We start from the raw sequence: 20,205 nt of genomic DNA, 5'->3' as shown, positions 1-20,205 counted from the left end.
TTTGACAATGCCTTTTGTCAGGTCCGCTAGAACTAAATACTGAACGACACTTAACTTTTCATTATTTAGTATGCATGGGGTTAATTGATATTGAACCTATGACTGGAATAGGAATGGAGGGAATATTATCAGTAACGATTACTAGTCAGTGTTATCACGTTGAGCGCCCTCCATCGTTTTTATTGCAATGTAAAACGCCCAATGTAACCGATATATTTGAATTGACGGCCGAGACATTAAGTCTTTGTGCTGCTGAAATGGCTTTATGAGGGCACGAAGCACCCCCTGCCTCGACACGTCTCTCCTCAATGATAGTGTTCTGTGAATTGAGGGGAAATCCTTCAGAAAAATCAGTAGATTTCTAGAAGATTGTTATGATTCTTTGGAACTATTCTGCCAAATTAAAACCCCTTCTTTGTAGAAGGGGTTTCAAATATACGAACCTAGCTATTCATGCCATGATTGTTAAGTTGTTGGAAGCTATTCATGCCGTGATTGTTAGGTTGGATCGTTGCTGCACCAGTAGGGATGATTACGTTACCTAACAGAAACAATACTACTGCCATCATACCTAATGCCTTTTTCATCTTTTAACACCCTTTCTAGGATAGTTTTGTTCAATACATTATATTCATTCAGCTGTTCTTTAGTTGCATGAACACTAAATGAAACAAATAATGCATTGATTTTTTTATATCCAGTATCATCCTTAAGTTTATCAGACATTCGCAATCCCTTGAGGGATATATTTAATGCATTGTAAATATTACCATTAGTAAAGTGGTAAAGGGACATAAGATATAAATGATCTATATAATAACGAATATTGGCTTCCGTTTCGTACTCTCCATCCAGAGCGTCCAAATTAGGTTCAAATTCTTTTAATGCCCAATCAACGTTACAGTTATGTTTTAAAGCTGACTCCAGTATCGTAATAATCCCCGGCAACAACTCTTCTTCCTCGGCATTGTGTATAAATTGCACATATTCAGGAAGCGTCTCCATATTACCTTCCAGCAAATTCAAAACATATGTATTGGCATTTGCAATCATCCTGAAATGTGTTACATCCTCCTTCCCCTCATCGTCCAATCCAGATATCCATCCCAATTCAGAGTACTTTTCAATACAATCCCTTGCTGCTGAGTAATCGCCCATCTTTTGCAATGCGATACCTTTCGCCACCATAGAATATCCAAAATAAAAAGCAACACTTCGTTTAAGTCTTTTAGTATCAATTCTCGGCTGCCCTTTTGCTTGTCTAAGTTGGTCTTCCTCATAGAATGCGTTGATTGAGTGGTGGAGTTTATCCGCAATATGTACCATAGCATCCCAACCATCTAGTGAAAACTCTGCTTGCAGCATTTCATACAAAAGGTTTATGTCACTTATTGATTCTAAAACTGCCGAGTTAAACATATAGCTGCCTCCTGATTACATTTTTAACCAATAGTATATTATAATTGGGCAATGGTCAATTACGTAGTTAAGTGAGCTATTCACAAGTTGAATCTTCTCTGAATTTTCTCATATGATGTGAGACACTGAATCGGCTTAGCCCAAGTATTTTTGCATACTGTGCCTGTTTAAGTCTTGGACGCAGTTCCATTAAATCTTTCAGTCTGCCCCTTGTTATTTCAGACTTACGTTTCTTTACATTCTAATCTCTGTAGTAGTCAATTCTACCGCTGGCGTGGGGTGCTGCCCTCCTTTTAATCATGTGTACATACGATGCATAGAAAGCTTTCCCGAAAGTGCGTTAGCTGATCGACTGATCCCGCAAAAAGGTAAATACATACATTGGGAGGATCAGTCCGAGAACTAAGTTACCCAGACGGTTCGACTCATGTTTGAAACAACGCTACCATTTTATGATCTTTTACGATGCGTTCAGTGCTGTTATTTAGTGTAAAAACAGAGGATTTGAACGAAGGCAATGGGTCCATTTGGCCTGCTGCCTTCTCGTTATGATTAAGTTATCGTCTCTCGTTAGTCCAATCTAGACTGTTCTGAATCTTGTTCATCCTAAGCCAACCAGGAATTTAAAACAGAGGATTTTCTTCGAGTGGTTGTGTCTCACGTAGATCTCTAGCCTTCCGAACAGAGGGCGAGTAAAAAACGTCACTATGCATATGCTGAATTTTATCCCAGTTGCCAGGATTGGTCGTGTCTGGAGAGCGGTGCTCCAGAATGGCCTGATATAGAGCCGTTTTTTGTTCCAAATGGGCAACGTGCTGTTTGGCTTCTTCGAGCTTAATGAGCGCCGCTTCCTTATGCTCCATCATGAGTGTGTAGCGTTGCGGAATGGTCGAATCCCCTTCGAGACAGAAATCGACGTACATTTTAATGACTTCAATCGGCATCCCGGATTGCTTGAGACATTTGACGCCATGCAACCAGTTGATCGATTCTTCGTCGAACATCCGAATGTTGTTTTGATTGCGCTGTACGCTTGGTACCAGGCCTTTATCCGTGTAAAAGCGTACAGCGTGCTCGGTGAGTCCCGTTATCTGGGCAGCTTCTTTGACTGTATGCATGTGGAATCCTCCTTGGAAAAATAAAAATTTTTGAAGATGGCTTGACTTCGTGTAACACGAAGGCGTTAGGCTTATTGTAATGCAAGTCGACCGTAAGCGGAAGCCCACTGAGGTGCCCGATTTCCGAGTTTTGCGGCCGTTTGCGTTTTACATTTGGACAATGGGAGGAAATACAATGCAAACCGTAACATTAAACAATGGTGTGAAAATGCCGATCATCGGCTTTGGTGTCTACCAAGTTCCAGATGCTGAAGAATGCGAGAACGCTGTATATGAAGCGCTGATGGCTGGTTACCGCCTGATCGACACCGCCTCCGGTTATTTGAATGAGGAAGCGGTCGGTCGTGCGATTAACCGCAGCGGCGTACCGCGTGAGCAGCTGTTCATCACGACCAAGCTCTGGGTTCAGGATGCCGGCTACGAGAGTACCAAGCACGCATTTGCCAAATCCTTGAAGAAGCTTCAACTCGACTATCTCGATCTGTACCTTATTCACCAGCCATTTGGCGATTACTACGGTGCATGGCGTGCGATGGAAGACCTGTACCGCGAAGGCAAGATTAGGGCGATCGGTGTCAGCAACTTCCTACCCGACCGCCTGATGGACCTCATCGTTCATAACGAAATCGTACCCGCCGTCAACCAGATCGAAACGCACCCGTTCTACCAGCAAACAGAGAGCGCAGCTTTTATGAAAGAGCACGGAGTTCAACACCAGTCGTGGGCCCCATTCGCTGAGGGACTTAACAACATGTTCAAAAACGAAGTGTTGCTCTCGATCGCAGAAAAATACAACAAGTCCGTCGCTCAGGTCGTATTGCGCTGGCTTGTTCAGCGTGAAGTCGTTGTAATTCCAAAATCGGTGAGAAAAGAGCGGATCGTCGAAAACTTTGACATTTTCGATTTTGAGTTGAGCGCGGATGATACCGAACAAATCTCGGCCCTCGATACGCGGGAAAGTCTTTTCTTATCGTATCGCGACCCGGAAGTCGCCAAGATGATGGGCAACTGGAGAATCGATCTGTAAACCTTGATCGAACCATAAACTTATCACTCGTTTATCCTCATCTATAAAGAAAGGGCAGGGCGGTTTGAAGTGAACCCTGTCCTTTCTTTACTTGAATTGACCCTTGGATTTGCTTTTCAGCTTTATAAGATGCCACCTTTCGCTTAATCATAATCCCCCCTATTAAAGCAATAATTCTAGTCTGTTTCTAATAGAAGATTTAGACTAATTTATTCAACAAGCATCTCTGTTAGCGCAATTCTCAGCTTGTGTTCGTAACTAGATATTTTCGGTTTTGTCAGTTGGAAGCTGGGACACACAAATATCTACGCGAAGTGCCGAGGATTCCAAGGGAATTTTCCAAGCTTGGTGCACGCTGTTTGAGTTTGGCTAAAATGTCATAGTACTGTCTAATTCCCGCATCCAGATTCCTGCGTGTCTCTGTGCAAATTGTTGGAAGGAGACAGGCGCCTTCCCAGTCACCCTCATTACAGTATCAGTACTTAGATCTTCCGCTCCTTCCTCGCGAATTTTACGGTCGAGTCCGGTCATGATCTCAGCATAATCCTTGCTTATCCCTGCTGCTAACCAGCTGCGGGTGAATTCATCATCTGATATTGATTAGTCAAATTGAGAAAGGAAATGCGATGCCCTCTTTTGAGATCATTAGCAAGCTTGCGGAGCGATTAAATTGCTCTATTACTTTTCTCTTAGAAGAAGTGGCCTCGGAAACCGTTTCTCCTCCTCCCTCCATTCCTACTCAATTGGTAAGGGCGGAACAATATCTTGAAAGCAATTTGTTAAATGAGTTTCTAAACATAATAAAGAGTATAGAAATCACAGAGGAAGAAGCTGATTTAAAAGCCCAACTCAATAACAAAAGCAAGCGCACAAAAAAATGAGTGAATTGTATATTCTTATAGCTGAAGCTTATTATCACCAAAAAGATTTTGAGACCGCTTCGTATTACTACAGGCAAGACCTCCCTGCTCAATAACAAAAAACCTCAGGGCTTCTTCCAGATGGATAAGGTCCCTGGGGTTTAACCATTATATTTCCACTTATGGCTCATAGCGCTCCATAATGATGACCGCATTGTGGCCGCCAAAACAAAGGAATTGCCTTAAGTATCAAGGATTGTAATAATGCAACTTATTTGGGTAACGTACATCAGGTGTAACAACAATACATTCCCCCATCATGGTCAAAAAAGAGAAAGAAAAACCAGAAAAAAATCCTGGAATTTTTCCGCTTTTTCTTTAGGCTGTCACATCAAAACGCTTTGGCTGCCAATATGGCTTGCCGGATTGCTGATTCCTTTATGCTCTGCGCTTGGTCCGGCTGCTCACTGATACCTTCAACAAAGATAGCCTGCACATCGTCAATGCCCAGTAAATTCATGATAGCTTTTACATAACTATGGCTGTACTCTACATCTTTGAACTTCCCATGGGAAAGAACCGTGCCGGAAGCCTGAATGTGCATCACTTTTTTGTCCTGCTGCGTCCCAATCAAACCGGACAAACCCCGCAGCCCATTATCGGCTCGCTTAATAGTTTTTCCCGGAACTATAACCGCGTCAATGTACGCTTTCAGAACCGACGGGAAAGAATAATTCCATACCGGATTGACAATGACGATTTTATCCGCAGTCATGAATTGGTCCGTAATCTCGCGCATTCGCACCGCTTTGACCTTCGATCCCTCGCTCAGTTCATCGAAAGAAAGACCACTTGGTGGCTGCCCCCAGCGTCTTAGAAGATCGGCGTCGATTTGCGGAAGATCCATGCGATACAGGTCCAAATGAATGACCTCATCTCCTGGATTGGCCTCCTGATAGGTTTCGATAAACTGTTTGCCGACTGATAGGCTGTATGTACCGTCTTTTAAAGGATGAGCGGTTACGTACAATACAGTTGCCATGATAAATCCACTCCTATGTTATGATTAAAATAATTGAGGATACAATGCTATTAATAGCAATTCTAGCTATGCTGTTCGTGGATATGAAAGAGCTTCCCCTACTCCATGACTTCCACTGTCTGGTAAACATTCAGCAGTGGAACTTTTTCGAGTCCTATTGAAAATCGCTGAATATTATCATTACTAACTCCCTTCTTAATGTAATCATTATAGTTACAGAAAAAAATGAGTGTCAAGAGGGATCTTGAAATGCAGACACCAATTTTTTGACTTTTATTGGTCGTTCATAAACTGCATACCCCACAGGAAGACCGCTTTTCTCAAAGATGTAAAACAAAAAGAAACCGTCTTGGTAAATGGAAGTGCGACCCACCATTTACGAAAGGAACGGTTTCTTTGTACTATCACCTTGTTCGTGTTGTCAATGAGGCTGTCCATCGTTTGGACGATCAGATTTTCAGGGAGGCTATCACACCTAAGTTTCTAAAGAATATGCGAGAATCTGGTCTTTCGTTAGACTCTTTCCTTTGTTCCAAATATCGCGTATTTCCTGTTCAATTAAAACATGTTGAAGATCAAGAAGCACTGCATTATGCTCCACGGGAAAATTCGGAACGGCAGCAGCTCCGAAGCTTTCGCGACATTTCTCAGCAGCACTCAGAAGGATGACCGCTTCTGGATAAGCCTTCTTTGCCCATAAAGCTATAGCCAACCCTTCTATTCCGCGAGAGAGAATCCATGTCCCTTTGTAAATTTGGCTGATCGCAATGCTTTTTTTGAAGCATTCAATGGATTGATCGGTCTGCCCAAGTTTCAAGGCAGTATAACCGAGGCTTTCGTACGGACCGGATACTTCCCATTTATCCTGAACCGATTCGAAGAAGTACACGCTCTCTTTTAGAAGCATGGATGCTTCATGATACTCCTTTTGTTCCAGCTTTAGCTTTCCGTAAGCATGCAACGAAGCCGCCAAATTCCACATGTCCTTCGTTTTCCTGGCAATATCAACGCTCTCCTTAACGAGAGGCTCGACATCTTTCAAAAGTAGCTGGTTGATATAAATAAATGCCATGAGACGAAGAGAAGAGGCTAATTGTGCAGAATGGTTCAGATCACGGGCGAGCTCAGCGCTGCGTGCAGCTGAAACCATGGCTTCTTCAACGTTTCCTTGAACCAATTGAATGACGCCCCGCCCATGCAATGCTTTGGCAAAATCTCCACCAGGCAGTTCTTTATGAACGGTACTTTCCAGAAAACGATTAAGCCAAAAAATCCCCTCCTTTAATCTGCCTTCATGAAGCCAGAACCAGTAAAGGTTTGAAACCATATGAAATCCAATTGAGTTGGTATGTGCATCATTCTGATAACACCATTGCATGGCTGAGCGCAGGTTTGCATATTCTCGTCTCACTTCATCAAGGCAGGCATCACGCTCGCGAGTCCTGAACTTGGCCTCGGCACGATTCAAAATTTGGCTGTAATATTGAGCATGACGTTCAAGAAGAACATGTCTGTTACGGCCGTCAGTTTCTTCCCGCATCTTCTCGCCAGCATATTCCTTAATGGCTTCCAGCATGAAATAACGGATATAGCGGTAGTCATCACTGGTTTCGATTGAGACGAGTGACTTGTTGACCAGTCCGGATAACAGATCAAGCATATCTTCCCGAGCAAGTTTATCATCACGGGTGGGCAATGCGGGTTCGCAGCTACAGATCCGCTCCACTGCCTCCAACGTAAACCCTCCCGAAAATACACTGAGCCTTCTCAGAAGCAGTTGCTCCTTGCCGGTTAGTAGATCGTAGCTCCAATCGATTGTAGATTTCAGCGTTTTTTGCCGAGGCACAGCATTTCGTTTTCCAGCAGTCAATAATGTCAGCAGACTCGCCAGACGTTCTTCCATCTGTTCTAATGTCAACATACTCATTCTGGAAGCCGCAAGCTCAATGGCTAACGGAATCCCTTCTAATTTTTTGCATATGGCACCTACAAGCTGCAAGTTTGCCAGCGTGGGTTGAAGCTTAGGAGCAACCAAAAGCGCACGTTCCATAAACAGTTGCACGGCTTCAAATTCCTTGATTTCTTCTTCGGAAAGCACCTCCAGCGAATACTCCTCACCTGGAAAGGATAACGGGGGAATCCGATAGACGTATTCCCCCGAAATGTTCAAGGCTTCTCGGCTCGTGACCATGATGCTTAGTGTTGGCGCAGCCATCAGGAGTGATTCAGCTAAAGCCGCGCATGCATCAATGATGTGTTCGCAGTTGTCGAAAATAAACATCATTCTTTTCTCGGAGATTACATCTAATATGGTTTGGAGATCAGTTCGATTCCCTTGATTTTGCAGTCCCATAGTGGATAACAGATACTGGCCCAAAAAATGATGATCCTTTACGGCGCCGAATTCGAACATCCAAATACCGTCCGGATACGTTTCAGCAAGCGTTGAAGCGACTCGAACAGCAAGTGATGTTTTCCCTATCCCTCCGGGTCCTACGATTGACACAAGGGAATGGAACTTCAGCTGTTCTTTCAGGTCAGCCATGGATTGGTTTCTTCCTATAAAGAGAGAAGGAGGCTTCGGTAACTGACTTTGCCTTGCAAGTGAAACGGCTTGCGTGGCAACCCGACCTTCCTGCGCGGAACCTTCGAACGAAGCAACGGTTTCAAACCAAGTGACATCAAAATCCGGAAACTCCCGTTTTGTTGCAGAGCGCACTTCCGAAAAACGTTTTACTGCAAGCCAAAGCTCCTCAGCCTCTTTCCGCTGGGCTCCCTCCAGGAAGAGTCCTTCCTCCAAAAAGACTTGAATCAAACGTTTGAGGCTGCCAACGCTGGGAAGACGATCTCCGTTCTCCCACTGTTGAACGGTTCGTGGATCGACGCCAACTTGCCTTGCCAAGTCAACTTGCCGTGTTCGTTTGGAAAGGTTATGTCTAGCGGGCCTGGAACGAATTTTTTTAATCCAATCATGGGGCCAATCTTTCAAAGATTTTTCGTCTTCCATCTTATCACCTGGCTTCAATAGTTTGAGCATCTCTGACACGAACTAACACGAACTCATGTACATTCGTGTTCTGGATTTTAACAGATAGAATAAAGCATATCAACAAAAAGAGGAGGTAATCTACATGCCTTTAACGCGTATCGTCACGTTGGAAGGACGTTCGAGCGAAGCTAAAGCCCGTATTAAAGAGGTCGTCTCGCAAACGATCGTGGACAAACTGCAAGTGCCTGAAAATGATCGTTTTTTGATTATCGAGGAACACAACCGAGAGAACTTCAACTTTGATCCAAACTGTCTGGACATTGAAAGAAGCGATGGATTTCTCATTGTTCAAATCATTTTGAATGTCGGCAAATCGTCTGAAGTAAAAAAAGAGTTCTATGCGGCATTAGCTGAACAACTGCATGAGCAGTGCAACATTAGAACCGAGGATGTTTTTATCAATTTAATTGAAGTCACGAAAGACAACTGGTCTTATGGCAACGGCATCGCCCCTTTTATTGTTTAAATCGTAATTTTATATAAGAAGGAGAGAAAATATAATTATGTCGACTATTCTTTATATCACTGCGCATCCTGGTAATCCTGAAGCATCTTACAGCCTTTCCGTTGGCGAGCAATTTGTACAAGCCTATCAAGAAAGTCACCCAGAAGATAAGATTGTGCACGTAGATCTGTATCAACGAGACATTCCGCATATCGATGCAGATGTATTGGAGGCATGGGGCAAGCTTCAAACGGGAGCATCGTTTGATCAATTGACTGCCGCGCATCAAGAAAAAATAACCCAACTGAATCATTTGCTCGAAGAGTTTGTCACTGCGGACAAGTACGTGTTCGTTACACCCATGTGGAACTTTTCTTACCCTCCGGTATTGAAGGCATACATTGATTCCTTTTGCGTCAGAGCCAAAACATTCAAATACACGGAGAATGGCCCCGTTGGACTGCTGCATAACAAAAAAGCATTCCACATTCAAGCTAGCGGCGGCATCTATTCGGAAGGTCCTGTGGCGGAACGCGAGAATGGAAGCCGTCATTTGAAGACGGTTTTGAATTTTGTCGGCGTAACAGACTTTGATAGCCTATTTGTGGAAGGTCTGTCCACGGCGGGAGACCGCGCTCCCCAAATCAAAGCCGAAGCAATTGAAAAAGCGCGCAATGCTGCGAAGAATTTCTAAGAGTATGTTTCGATAGCGATTGGAGATTAGTCAATATCGTGGCAATGGTTTGTTACATCACATTAATAAACCCGGCACCGCCGATTTGACCAAGGGGGAAGAAAAATGAAAGTATCTTATCATGGACATTCCGTTGTAAAAATCGAAACCCATGGCACAATTATTCTTATTGATCCTTTTATTACAGGCAACTCCAACACCGATCTGGAAGCAGCCGACGTGCAGGCTGATGTAATCCTTCTGACCCATGGCCACGGGGATCATGTTGGAGATACTGTGGAAATTGCAAAACGAAATGACGCGCTGGTAATCGCATCGGCAGAGCTAGCGGATGTTCTCAGTTGGCAAGGTGTACGAACCCACGCCATGAGCATTGGGGGAGCTTATCAATTCGAATTTGGAAAAGTGAAATTAACCCAGGCTTTTCATAGCTCAAGCCTCGTTAATCTGGAGACTAAAACAATCATCTATACGGGAATGCCTACAGGGATTCTGTTCACAGCAGAGGGCAGAACGATTTACCACGCAGGAGACACAGGTTTGTTCTACGATATGAAGGTGATTGGAGAACTCAGCAATATCGATTTGGCATTTCTGCCGATCGGAGACAACCATACTATGGGTCCAGAAGATGCTGCGCTGGCAACTGAATGGCTTCAAGCGAAACAAGTTGTGCCGATCCATTTCAATACGTTCCCTCATATCAAACAAGACCCTCACTACTTCGCCTCGCTTCTAAAGGAAGGGGTAGGGAAAGTGTTGGAACCGGGAGAAGGGCTCGAGTTGATTCCCTGACCTGCTAGTTGAATTTAGTTATTTCCAAAAAATCAAAAGCGGGCGCTCTCCTCTGTTGGACGGCGCCCGCTTTTGATTTTTTAGATTTTAATGGTTAACTTTGGAATCAACTGCTCTTAAGAAGTATATTTTAGGTCTTAGAGGATAAAATATGCTTTATCAATAAAGCAAGGGGGTTAACTTGTGTTGTTAGGTTGGTTTAGAAACGTTCTGAGACCTGAAAGAAGGCGTAGACAAGATAGTGAAAAGTCCAATCAGCAAACAACTGACCCCATTAATCCGTCATTGCCCCAAACTCTGTCTTTACTCAAATCGAAACTCGGACAAGGTCCTGATTTTATCATTCGTAATTTTTCCGAAAATCCTGCCCATGCCGGTCATCTCGCAGTATGTTATATCGAGGGATTAATTGATCAAAACTTACTTTCCGATTTAATGGAAGGTTTAATTACAGAAAAACTCTCTGAATCTTCCTCTAAGCTTGGTGAAAATAGCACGGTCTCTCTATTAAAGAAGACAATTCCAGCAGGAAATATTCAAATGATACATTCGCAAAATGAGGTATATCAAGCCATTCTCTCCGGGAATGCTGTCATTGTCATCAACGGAAACAACTATGCTTTGGCAGTTTCCATCGCAGGCGGAGTAAGACGGGCTATTCAGGAACCCAGTACTCAGACCGTAGTACGGGGTCCTAAAGAAGGATTTACAGAGGATGTCTCAACTAACATTACACTGATCAGAAGAAAATTGCGGACACCTGACCTTAAATTTGAAAGTCACGTTATTGGACGATATACACAAACTAAAGTCATATTAGCTTACATTGAAAATGTCGCTAATCCAGAAGTAATACGGGAAATTACAAAACGGCTTCAATCCATTGATACAGACAGCATACTTGAAAGTGGCTATATCGAAGAATTCATACAGGATGAACCACTTAGTCTCTTTCCCACCATGCTAAACTCAGAGCGTCCGGATACTGTCGCAGGTAGCCTTTTAGACGGACAAGTAGCTGTTCTGGTTGATGGGACGCCATTCGCTCTGATTGCACCTGTAACTTTCTTCAATTTCTTTCAAACGGCCGAAGACTACTACCAGAGATATGACATTTCAACTTTTTTAAGGGCTCTTCGTGTGGTATCTTTTCTAGTCTCATTGTTGCTTCCCTCTCTATTTATAGCCTTGACGACTTTCCAACAGGAAATGATCCCCACCACGCTGTTAATTACGCTGATGGCTCAACGGGAAGGAACTCCTTTTCCTGCATTAATTGAAGCATTAATGATGGAATTGATGTTTGAAGTGATTCGTGAAGCAGGTGTGCGAATGCCACGGGTCATCGGACCAGCCGTTTCCATTGTAGGAGCTCTGGTTATCGGGCAGGCAGCGGTGCAAGCCGGACTGGTCTCAGGTGCAATGGTTATCGTTGTTGCCTTCACTGCTATATCGAACTTTGTCATCCCGTATTTTGGTATGGCTTCAGCAGTCAGGTTGTTGCGTTTTGCACTTATGCTACTGGCGGGGGCTCTGGGCTTATTCGGTATTCTGATAGGAATTATCCCCCTTCTTGTTCATCTTGTATCTCTCAAATCATTCGGAGTTGATTATTTTGTGCCCTACAGCCCCACCTTTAAATCTAATATGAAGGACCTTATCATCAGAGCTCCGTGGTGGGCTATGAAAACCAGACCTAGCGAAAAATCAGGCCATAACCAGACAAGACAGGCAGCTCACCAATACCCTGCTAGTTCGGATGAAATCAAAAATAATGACAAGTCTGATACCCAAAAATAGGAGAGATCAATGGTGCGGCAATTAAGAGTTAGTTATGTTCTGTTTATTGCAGGGTTATTACTTACAGGGTGCGTAGATCGTACAGAATTGAACGAATTAGCCATCACAACAGCAACTGGAATTGATGGCCATAAGGGCGACTGGATCAATACCTATCAAATCATAATTCCATCAGCTATGACGACTGGATCAGGTGGTTCTTCCACCGGGGCATCGCAAAGCGCTGTACATACCTTTTCTACACATGGAAAAACATTGAGAGAAACCGTTACGAAGAGTAGCCTGGAATACCCGCGTAAACTATATTTTGCCCAAAATAATATACTCGTTATTGGAAAAAAAGCAGCAGAACAAGGCATTGAAGAGATTATTGATATTTACCTCCGCAACCTTGATTCACGAGAAACTGTAAAAGTATTCATTGCCAACGGAGAGGCTCGTGATTTTTTAAAAAAGCTTGTACCACCAGAGAAAATTCCTGGTCAAGCTTTAGAAAAGATTATAGAAAGAGATAGCAAATTAGGATCAATCTACCCCGCAATATCCATGTATGAATTTATTTCGAAAATTAGCTCCGATAGTGGCGCAGCCGGAGTTCCAGAAATATCTCTTGAGGGTTCAGAGCCGGAGAAACTAGACTCTGTTGATGTTTTCAAGGAAACCTCCGCCAAAAATAAACTCAAGTTATCGGGTTTAAGCATTTTTCAGAAAGACAAGAGAGTCGGCTTTCTAAATGAAAAGGAAAGTATGGGGGTTTCATGGTTAAACAACCAGATTAAAAACACTACTGTAAACTATGTAGATGGGAATGTTACGTCCGCTTTCCTCATCCGGAAAGCCAAGATTAAGGTTACGCCAATCAAGAATTTAAATCATTATTACCTAAACGTTGACGTTAAAGCTACCGGTGATCTTCTGTCAGCCTCTTCCCAAAGAGAAATGAAAAATATGCAAAGTACACATCAATTGCAGATGCAAGCAGCAGAAACGATCAAATTGCAAATTCAGGAAGGCTGGAAAGCCTTACAGCAAAAGAATATCGACCTTATCGGTATTGGAAATAAAATCCATCACAAGTATCCAAAAGACTGGAAAAAAATAAAAGAGACGTGGCCTGGAGAGTTAGCAAACATGGATATAAAAATAGATGTAAAAATGAAGCTTGCACGTCCAGGATTATTCGAAAAATCTTTTAACGAACTGTTGAAATAAGATAAACAGGGAGAGGTGAATTGAAGCCATGCGTCAAAATACAATCCGACTATCCGAGTTGATCATTTGTATGTCTTTATTTGAAGTTGGAAGTACAACTTTGTTTTTAATGGGGGCTGAAGCAAATCAAGATGCTTGGTTAGTCATGTTGATAGGAGCTTTAGCAGGACTACTTCTGCTAAAGCTCCATCTTGTTATTCACCATCAAGATCCTGAATTAGATTTGTTCATGTTGTTTCGCCGTTACACTGGGAAATATGTGGGCACACTCATCAATTTACTTTTTGTGCTGTATTTTACATATGAAGCTTCTCGGAACATACGCGATTTAGGCGAGGTGACAGTAATGACATTGCTCCGCCAAACCCCTTTGTGGATCATCATCTTGATCACAATCGTGGTTGTATCCAACACGGTTCGTTACGGCTACAAAGCATTTTTCTTATTTTGCTTGTTCCTTTTCCCTTTTTTTGTACTTGGATACGCCATAATTAGTATATTAATTCCGGCAACTGGTCTCTTTCACTTGGAAAATTCCCTTCCAGTTTTAGAGGAAGGATGGAAACCCATATTTAAAGCCGCTATTCCTGAGCTTATCTCCTTTCCATTCGGACAAACTGTGTTATTTCTTGTATTTTATCCGCTCGTACATAAAGGCCGGAATCTCACAAAACCCGTTTTCTTTGCCTATATAGTGACCGCACTTGCTCTAACATTTATTAATCAATTGGATATTTTTGTTCTCGGACCTAAGATCGCCGCTAATAGCACACTTCCACTTTTGGAAACCGTTCAGTTGATTGAATTAGCAGATCTGTTCGAACGAATGGATGCCCTTTTCACCTTGCTTCTTTTTCTTGGCTTGATCATCAAAATGTCTTTATTTTTTAACGGTGCAGTGATAGGACTTGAAAAAATAACTGGAGTCGGATTTAAAAAATGGATTCTTCCCCTTGCTGCACTTATTTATGGGCTTTCTTTTTTGTCGCCTAACTATACTCATCACATGGTAATCGGTCGGAAATTTGTTCTTAATTCCTGGTTTCCTATTTTTCAAATTCTCCTCCCTTTGTTACTATTTGTGGTTATTGTCATCAAAAAAAGAAATCTAAAAAGCTGAGACCTTTTCATTTATGGAGTGTATCGATAAGGTACATCCTCGCTTCATAAGGACGCATTTCTATTTCAGACATGTTATTTGGATAATTGGATATTAGCAACTGCTTAGTCTCTGCCAGCTCTTTCTGAAGTGGGAGATGGGTTGTGTATTTTTGAAAATTACATACTACAAGTAGTTTGGCTCCTTTCAGCGTTCGAGTGTAAGCGAACAAATCTTTATTCTCGGGATACATCAGCTCATAATCCCCATATATGATCACTTCATGATCTTTCCTTAATCGGATTAGTTTCCGATAATAATGGAATATGGATTCAGGGTTATTTAAACTTTCTTGTGCATGGATATCCTTATAATTCGGGTTTATTTTAATCCAAGGGTTCCCTAATGTAAAACCAGCGTTGTCGGAAGCGTCCCACTGCATTGGTGTTCGAGCGTTATCACGCCCCTTTGCAAAGACTGACTCCATAACTTTATCTTTAGGGTATCCTTTCTCAATTCTATCTTTGTAGAAATTTAGTAACTCAATATCCCGATAGTCTTCAATTGGATATTGAACATTCGTCATTCCTAATTCTTCCCCCTGATAAATGTATGGTGTGCCTCGCATGCCATGAAGAAGGGTTGCCAACATTTTAGCCGATTCTATCCTGTATTCTCCGTCATCTCCCCAACGAGAAACGATTCGGGGTAAGTCGTGATTATTCCAAAACAAACTGTTCCAGGCATCCCCCTTCAGCTCTGTCTGCCATTTAGACAACACTTTTTTTAATTCTAGAAAATCTAGAGGCTTAAGATCCCACTTCCCTTTCCCCGCTTGTTCGTCCAAACTAATATGTTCAAATTGAAATACCATTGAGAACTCACTGCCGTCCGGGTTGCTATACAATTTGGCGATCTCTGGCGTAGCGCCCCATGTTTCTCCAACCGTCAGCAGGTCTCCAGCTTTTTGAAACGTCTCCTTGCTGAGTTCCCTGATATACTTATGCAGATTCGGCCCGTTGCTGGTAATTTTCAAATCTGGCTCTTTTCCGATTAAGTCAATTACGTCAAGTCGAAAACCGCCTACACCCTTGCTTATCCACCAATTGATCATTTCGTAAATCTCTTGTCGGACTTTTGGGTTTTCCCAGTTGAGATCCGGCTGTTTTACAGAAAAAAGATGTAAATAATATTGTCCTATCTCGGGTACCCATTCCCATGCTGAACCACCAAAGATGGAACCCAAATCGTTTGGTGGCATTCCTTCAACGCCATCTCTCCAGACATAATAGTCATGGTACGGATTTTCTTTGCTTTTTTTTGCTTCTTGAAACCAGGGATGCTCATCGGAAGTATGGTTTAACACCAAATCCATTATGATTCGAATGTCACGCTTCCCAGCTTCATCAATTAACATCCCCATATCATCCAAAGACCCGAACATCGGATCAATATCCCGATAGTCCGAAATATCATAACCAAAATCATCCTGAGGGGATTTACAAACTGGTGATAGCCAAATTGCACCGACACCAAGTTGCTGCAAATAGTCCAGACGGGAAACAATTCCTTTCAAATCGCCGATTCCATCACCATTACTATCTTGAAAGCTCCGTGGATATATCTGGTATACAACGATTTCTTTCCACCAATTTTTATTTTCCATTGTTCATTACAACCCTTCCAATACACAAATAGTATTTTTATCTTAAGCAAGTCACAGCATATAATTACTCTTTTACCGATCCTACAACAATTCCAGTCACAAAATATTTTTGAAGCAGCGGATAAATCAGCAGCAGCGGGATGACAGCGACTACGATTTTGGCCGCATTTAAATTTTTGTTTGAAATTTCAGTCAAGTTGCTGAGTTGTGCTGAGTTGGTGCCGGATTGAAGAAGTTCCGCAATGTTCACATTAAGGGACTGAATATAAGTCATTAGCGGATAATTGCTAACTTGGGTCATATAGATCAAACCGCTGAAGAAATCATTCCACGTTCCCACGATACTGAATAGTGCTACCGTCGCCAGCGCAGGGATGGACACGGGAACATACACTTTAAACAGGACCTGGAGCGGATTCGCCCCATCGATGAATGCTGCTTCTTCTAGCGCCTTAGGTACAGCAGAGAAGAAGTTCATGACAAGGATGACACTGAATATAGGGACCGCACCCGGCAGAACAAGCGACCAAATTGTATTAAGCATATCGAGGTTTTTGATCAGTAGATAACTCGGGATCATCCCGCCGCTGAACAGCATGGCAAAAATCATGACATTCATATAAATGTTTCTGCCTCTAAATTCCCTTTTCGACTTGGAGAGCGGGTATGCCATTAAAATAATAAGAATCATGTTGAGAATAAGTGTAAGCACAACACGTAGAACAGATATGCCAAAGGAACGCCAGAACTGAGCATCATCAATAATTTTCGTATACGCTGCTGTTGTAAAATTGACCGGTACGAGACCTACAGCATTAGCTGACACGGCCTCGCTGCTGCTGAATGAAATCGCAACGATATTCCATAAAGGAAGAAGGCAGATCAATGCCAGCAATATGACGATGGTATTGATGACAAACCGGCCAATTCGATCTTTTAGGCTTACAGAATACGGCATAGGCTTTGCCTCCTTAGAATATTTTTCGGTCGGTGTATTTCTTGGCCAAATGGTTGGCGGATAATAGCAAAACAATACCGATCACTGACTTAAACAGACCAACAGCCGTACCGAAGCTATACTGTCGCCCAACGAGTCCAATCCGATATACATAAGTATCCAGAATATCCCCCGATTCATAGACAACCGGATTATACAGATTATAAATTTGATCGAAGCCGGCACTCAAAATATTGGTCAGACTCATCACTCCCATGAGCAGGATAATAGGCAGCATACCTGGCAATGTAATATGCCATACTTTTCTCCACCAGCTGGCTCCATCCATTCCTGCCGCTTCATACAGACCCGGATCAATCGAAGTAATTGCAGCCAAATAGACGATGGAACTGTAACCGAACTCCTTCCACACGTCTGTCCCAATAATCAGCGGCTGGAACCAGGTGTTGCTGCCGAGAAAATTAATATTCTCCAGACCGAAAAAAGCCAAAATTTGATTCACTATTCCATCCAAACTGAACATGTTAACAACCACGGATGCTAGAACTACCCAGGATAAAAAGTGTGGCAAATAAACAATTGTCTGTACGGATTTTTTAACGAATTTGATGCGGATCTCATTTAACAAGATGGAAAAAATGATAGCCATCATTGTTCCCAATAGAATCTTGGCAATGGCAATCACCAACGTATTACTAAAAACCTGTGCGATGTCCGGCAGCTTAAACATATAAATAAAATGCTTCAGCCCTACAAATTTGGAGCCAAACATCCCCTTGGCTGGTATATAATCCTGAAACGCCGTAATGACACCGACCATCGGAACATAGCTGAATACCAGTAAAAATAAAATCCCCGGAAGCATCATCAAATGATACATGGCACCCGTGCCCAACCGACCTTTTGCTCTATCATTTCCCTGTTTCATGGATGGACCCCTTTCCTGAAGAAAGGCTGCTTATCGCAGCCCTTCTAGCAGTTCATGATTGTTTATTTTTCGGATGCAGCTTCGTCTTCAATTTCCTGAATTACCTGGTCACCACCTTGTTTCTTCCAATTGCTAACGAAAGTATCGAAGTAATCCAGAGATTCTGCACCAGTCACGATTTTGATGAAAGATTCCTGCTCCATCTTGGTCAGATTAGCCCATGTCTGTTTCATGCTTGGTGTAGTGCCAGAGAAGGCGGGTGTCATCCAAACGAATTTGTTTTCCCGTGTCAGTTTGTCGATGAGTCCCACTCCGTTGATACGCGAGTGATATTTCGCCCAGGATGTTACGTTATCCGTATCCATATCGCTCAAGTAGGTTTGAATACTTTTAATATTGTTCTTTGATTCTGTTGTCCGGACCTGATCCAAACTAATCTCCCCTTTAATTCCGCGAACAATGTCAGAGTAATCATCCAGCAGCGAGGTAGCCGAGTTGACTTCAATATTAAAAGGTCTGGTAGAACCGTCTACGCCGTTCTCTTGATACTTGGCGGCTTCTGGCATAGATGTTTCCACATTTTTATCATTTGCCAATTTATCGTAGAAAAGGTTTACTATTTTAACGGCGAGTTCCGGGTGTTCATATCCTTTTCTCACAACGATAAACTGATTAGCTGGATTGGCGTGTGCCACGTTTACCTTTCCGTCTGCATCCTCCAAAGTGTAAGCCGTGAATTTCGCATTCTTATCCATCTGCTTCACGCTGCTCAGACCCCAGTCAGGAATATGCCATGGTCCAAAAGCAATACCACTTTGGCCGTTGGTGTACAGTGCCGTAATATCATCAAATGTGCGTGTTCCAAATTGCGGGTCGATGAGGCCTCTCTTGAACCAATCTGCCATGACGCCTAACATCTGCTTGGTTTCCTTTGTTGTCGAGCCATAAATAATGCTGCCGTCCTTCCCCTTCATCCAGTATTGAGGGAATGCACCCTTGGTGGAGGCAACTCCCAGCATGGTATAGGCAGAAGCATTATAGTCACTTGTATTCAGGGTGTTCACAAAGGGAATACCTACCGGTTTCCCGGATTGGCCAGGATCTCTTTTCAGGAATTCCTCAGCCGTTTTCTCCACATCATCCAGCTTGATGGCCCCGTCTCCGTCTGCGTCAAGTTGGATTCCCAGTAGATCCAGCCAATCCTGACGAACCCAGACCATGGTTGGCGCGGAATCTAGGGAAGTAGCCGGAAGTCCCATTAAACGTCCATCTATCGTTGCACTGTCTAATGCACGGCCCTCATAAGAGTCGTAAATGTTCTTGATGTTATCTGTGGCATATTGTTTGTAAATTTCCGTCATATCTTCAATCAGATCATTATCAACCAGTTCTTTGAGTTCATCCTTGGAATCAACACGCATCATGTCAGGCAGTTCCCCAGAGGCGATGGCGAGAGAAACCTGACGGCTGTAATCTTCTCCGTTGGCTTCAAATTGGTCTTTAATCTTAGCGTTAAACGTTTCTTTAACTAGCCGAGTATACGCGTTGTTCTCATACGTATCTCCAGCCGGCAGTTTCGGGTTGGCTGTAGTTACACGACCCATCGTTACGGTTATTTCGTCTTTATAGGCACTGAATGGGTCTCCCGGTGTTGCCTCATACTTGCCCGCTTCCTCCGCAGTGGGAGGGTTGGAGGAGCCCCCACAGGCTGCAAGGGTTGAAATCACCAGGGCAGACATCGACAGCGCAGCCAGACGTCTCGTCAACAATTTGCTTTTTATGAACCATTTAGTTCTCATCACATTCGATTCCCCTTCGTTCTGAATATTTCTCTATCATTGTTGTTTGCGCTTTCATTATAAAGCTCGGAGAAGACAAATCGAGATAGGGATTGAACGTCTGTTTGGATAGAGGAATGTATGCGGTTTCATTTGGGATCAAAAAGCCAATGTTGGCTTGTAAGCATTTATCCTACCTACCGACATACATTTGTCTATCCTTACTTACTAATCAAAGTGAAGAATAAAAAAAACCGGCAGCTCCTGAAACAGGAATCGTCGGCTTGATTAATGGAATTATAAACGTGCTTATAG

16 protein-coding genes are annotated in these 20,205 nt (G+C 42.9%); 8 read left to right on the top strand and 8 right to left on the bottom strand.

Annotated elements, in window-relative coordinates; genetic code table 11:
• Positions 1–537: 537 nt before the first annotated feature.
• Both MKX46_RS02280 and MKX46_RS02275 read right to left on the bottom strand, forming a co-directional pair.
• Entirely contained in the window at positions 538–1,419 is an 882-nt protein-coding gene (locus MKX46_RS02280) for a DNA-binding protein (RefSeq protein WP_209950304.1), read from the bottom strand.
• Positions 1,420–2,042: 623 nt separating this feature from the next.
• A complete protein-coding gene (locus tag MKX46_RS02275; protein WP_029515307.1) occupies positions 2,043–2,537 on the bottom strand; it encodes a MerR family transcriptional regulator in 495 nt (164 codons plus the stop codon).
• Between the two features lie 175 nt (positions 2,538–2,712).
• On the opposite strand from MKX46_RS02275, the gene MKX46_RS02270 reads away from it, so the two are divergent.
• Both MKX46_RS02270 and MKX46_RS02265 read left to right on the top strand, forming a co-directional pair.
• Positions 2,713–3,564, top strand: coding sequence for an aldo/keto reductase (locus MKX46_RS02270; protein ID WP_318628310.1), 852 nt, complete (start codon positions 2,713–2,715; stop codon positions 3,562–3,564).
• A 596-nt stretch (positions 3,565–4,160) separates the two neighbouring features.
• The gene (locus tag MKX46_RS02265; RefSeq protein WP_141695491.1) at positions 4,161–4,445 is read left to right on the top strand and encodes a helix-turn-helix domain-containing protein; all 285 of its coding nucleotides are present in this window, start codon (positions 4,161–4,163) and stop codon (positions 4,443–4,445) included.
• Positions 4,446–4,815: 370 nt separating this feature from the next.
• Here MKX46_RS02265 and MKX46_RS02260 read toward each other — a convergent pair whose 3' ends face one another.
• A complete protein-coding gene (locus tag MKX46_RS02260; protein WP_341039350.1) occupies positions 4,816–5,466 on the bottom strand; it encodes an FMN-dependent NADH-azoreductase in 651 nt (216 codons plus the stop codon).
• Positions 5,467–5,941: 475 nt separating this feature from the next.
• Positions 5,942–8,473, bottom strand: coding sequence for an NB-ARC domain-containing protein (locus MKX46_RS02255; protein ID WP_341070834.1), 2,532 nt, complete (start codon positions 8,471–8,473; stop codon positions 5,942–5,944).
• 124 nt (positions 8,474–8,597) lie between these two features.
• On the opposite strand from MKX46_RS02255, the gene MKX46_RS02250 reads away from it, so the two are divergent.
• From MKX46_RS02250 to MKX46_RS02225, 6 genes are all read left to right on the top strand, one after another.
• The gene (locus tag MKX46_RS02250) at positions 8,598–8,981 is read left to right on the top strand and encodes a tautomerase family protein (RefSeq protein WP_341039349.1); all 384 of its coding nucleotides are present in this window, start codon (positions 8,598–8,600) and stop codon (positions 8,979–8,981) included.
• 37 nt (positions 8,982–9,018) lie between these two features.
• Positions 9,019–9,654: an FMN-dependent NADH-azoreductase gene (locus tag MKX46_RS02245; RefSeq protein WP_029515311.1), complete on the top strand. Its 636-nt coding sequence runs from the start codon at positions 9,019–9,021 to the stop codon at positions 9,652–9,654.
• A 105-nt stretch (positions 9,655–9,759) separates the two neighbouring features.
• Positions 9,760–10,449 (top strand): metal-dependent hydrolase, encoded by a 690-nt coding sequence (locus MKX46_RS02240; RefSeq protein WP_069011459.1) that lies wholly within the window; start codon positions 9,760–9,762, stop codon positions 10,447–10,449.
• 183 nt (positions 10,450–10,632) lie between these two features.
• Complete coding sequence (locus MKX46_RS02235; protein ID WP_029515313.1) at positions 10,633–12,249, top strand: spore germination protein; 1,617 nt, start codon at positions 10,633–10,635, stop codon at positions 12,247–12,249.
• 9 nt (positions 12,250–12,258) lie between these two features.
• Positions 12,259–13,461: a Ger(x)C family spore germination protein gene (locus tag MKX46_RS02230; protein WP_165150641.1), complete on the top strand. Its 1,203-nt coding sequence runs from the start codon at positions 12,259–12,261 to the stop codon at positions 13,459–13,461.
• A 28-nt stretch (positions 13,462–13,489) separates the two neighbouring features.
• The gene (locus MKX46_RS02225; protein ID WP_165150639.1) at positions 13,490–14,581 is read left to right on the top strand and encodes a GerAB/ArcD/ProY family transporter; all 1,092 of its coding nucleotides are present in this window, start codon (positions 13,490–13,492) and stop codon (positions 14,579–14,581) included.
• A 7-nt stretch (positions 14,582–14,588) separates the two neighbouring features.
• Here the strand turns inward: MKX46_RS02225 and MKX46_RS02220 are convergent, their stop codons facing one another.
• From MKX46_RS02220 to MKX46_RS02205, 4 genes are all read right to left on the bottom strand, one after another.
• Entirely contained in the window at positions 14,589–16,226 is a 1,638-nt protein-coding gene (locus tag MKX46_RS02220) for a glycoside hydrolase family 13 protein (RefSeq protein WP_341070833.1), read from the bottom strand.
• 64 nt (positions 16,227–16,290) lie between these two features.
• Positions 16,291–17,184, bottom strand: a complete 894-nt coding sequence (locus MKX46_RS02215; protein ID WP_039274896.1) for a carbohydrate ABC transporter permease — start codon at positions 17,182–17,184, stop codon at positions 16,291–16,293.
• Between the two features lie 13 nt (positions 17,185–17,197).
• Positions 17,198–18,112 (bottom strand): ABC transporter permease, encoded by a 915-nt coding sequence (locus MKX46_RS02210; RefSeq protein WP_029515318.1) that lies wholly within the window; start codon positions 18,110–18,112, stop codon positions 17,198–17,200.
• A 62-nt stretch (positions 18,113–18,174) separates the two neighbouring features.
• Positions 18,175–19,911: a sugar ABC transporter substrate-binding protein gene (locus MKX46_RS02205; RefSeq protein ID WP_165150635.1), complete on the bottom strand. Its 1,737-nt coding sequence runs from the start codon at positions 19,909–19,911 to the stop codon at positions 18,175–18,177.
• Between the last annotated feature and the right edge of the window lie 294 nt (positions 19,912–20,205).

The sequence above is a fragment of the Paenibacillus sp. FSL P4-0113 genome (assembly GCF_038009305.1).
GTDB classification, from domain to species: domain Bacteria; phylum Bacillota; class Bacilli; order Paenibacillales; family Paenibacillaceae; genus Paenibacillus; species Paenibacillus polymyxa_D.
This window is presented reverse-complemented; position numbering and strand designations above follow the sequence as displayed.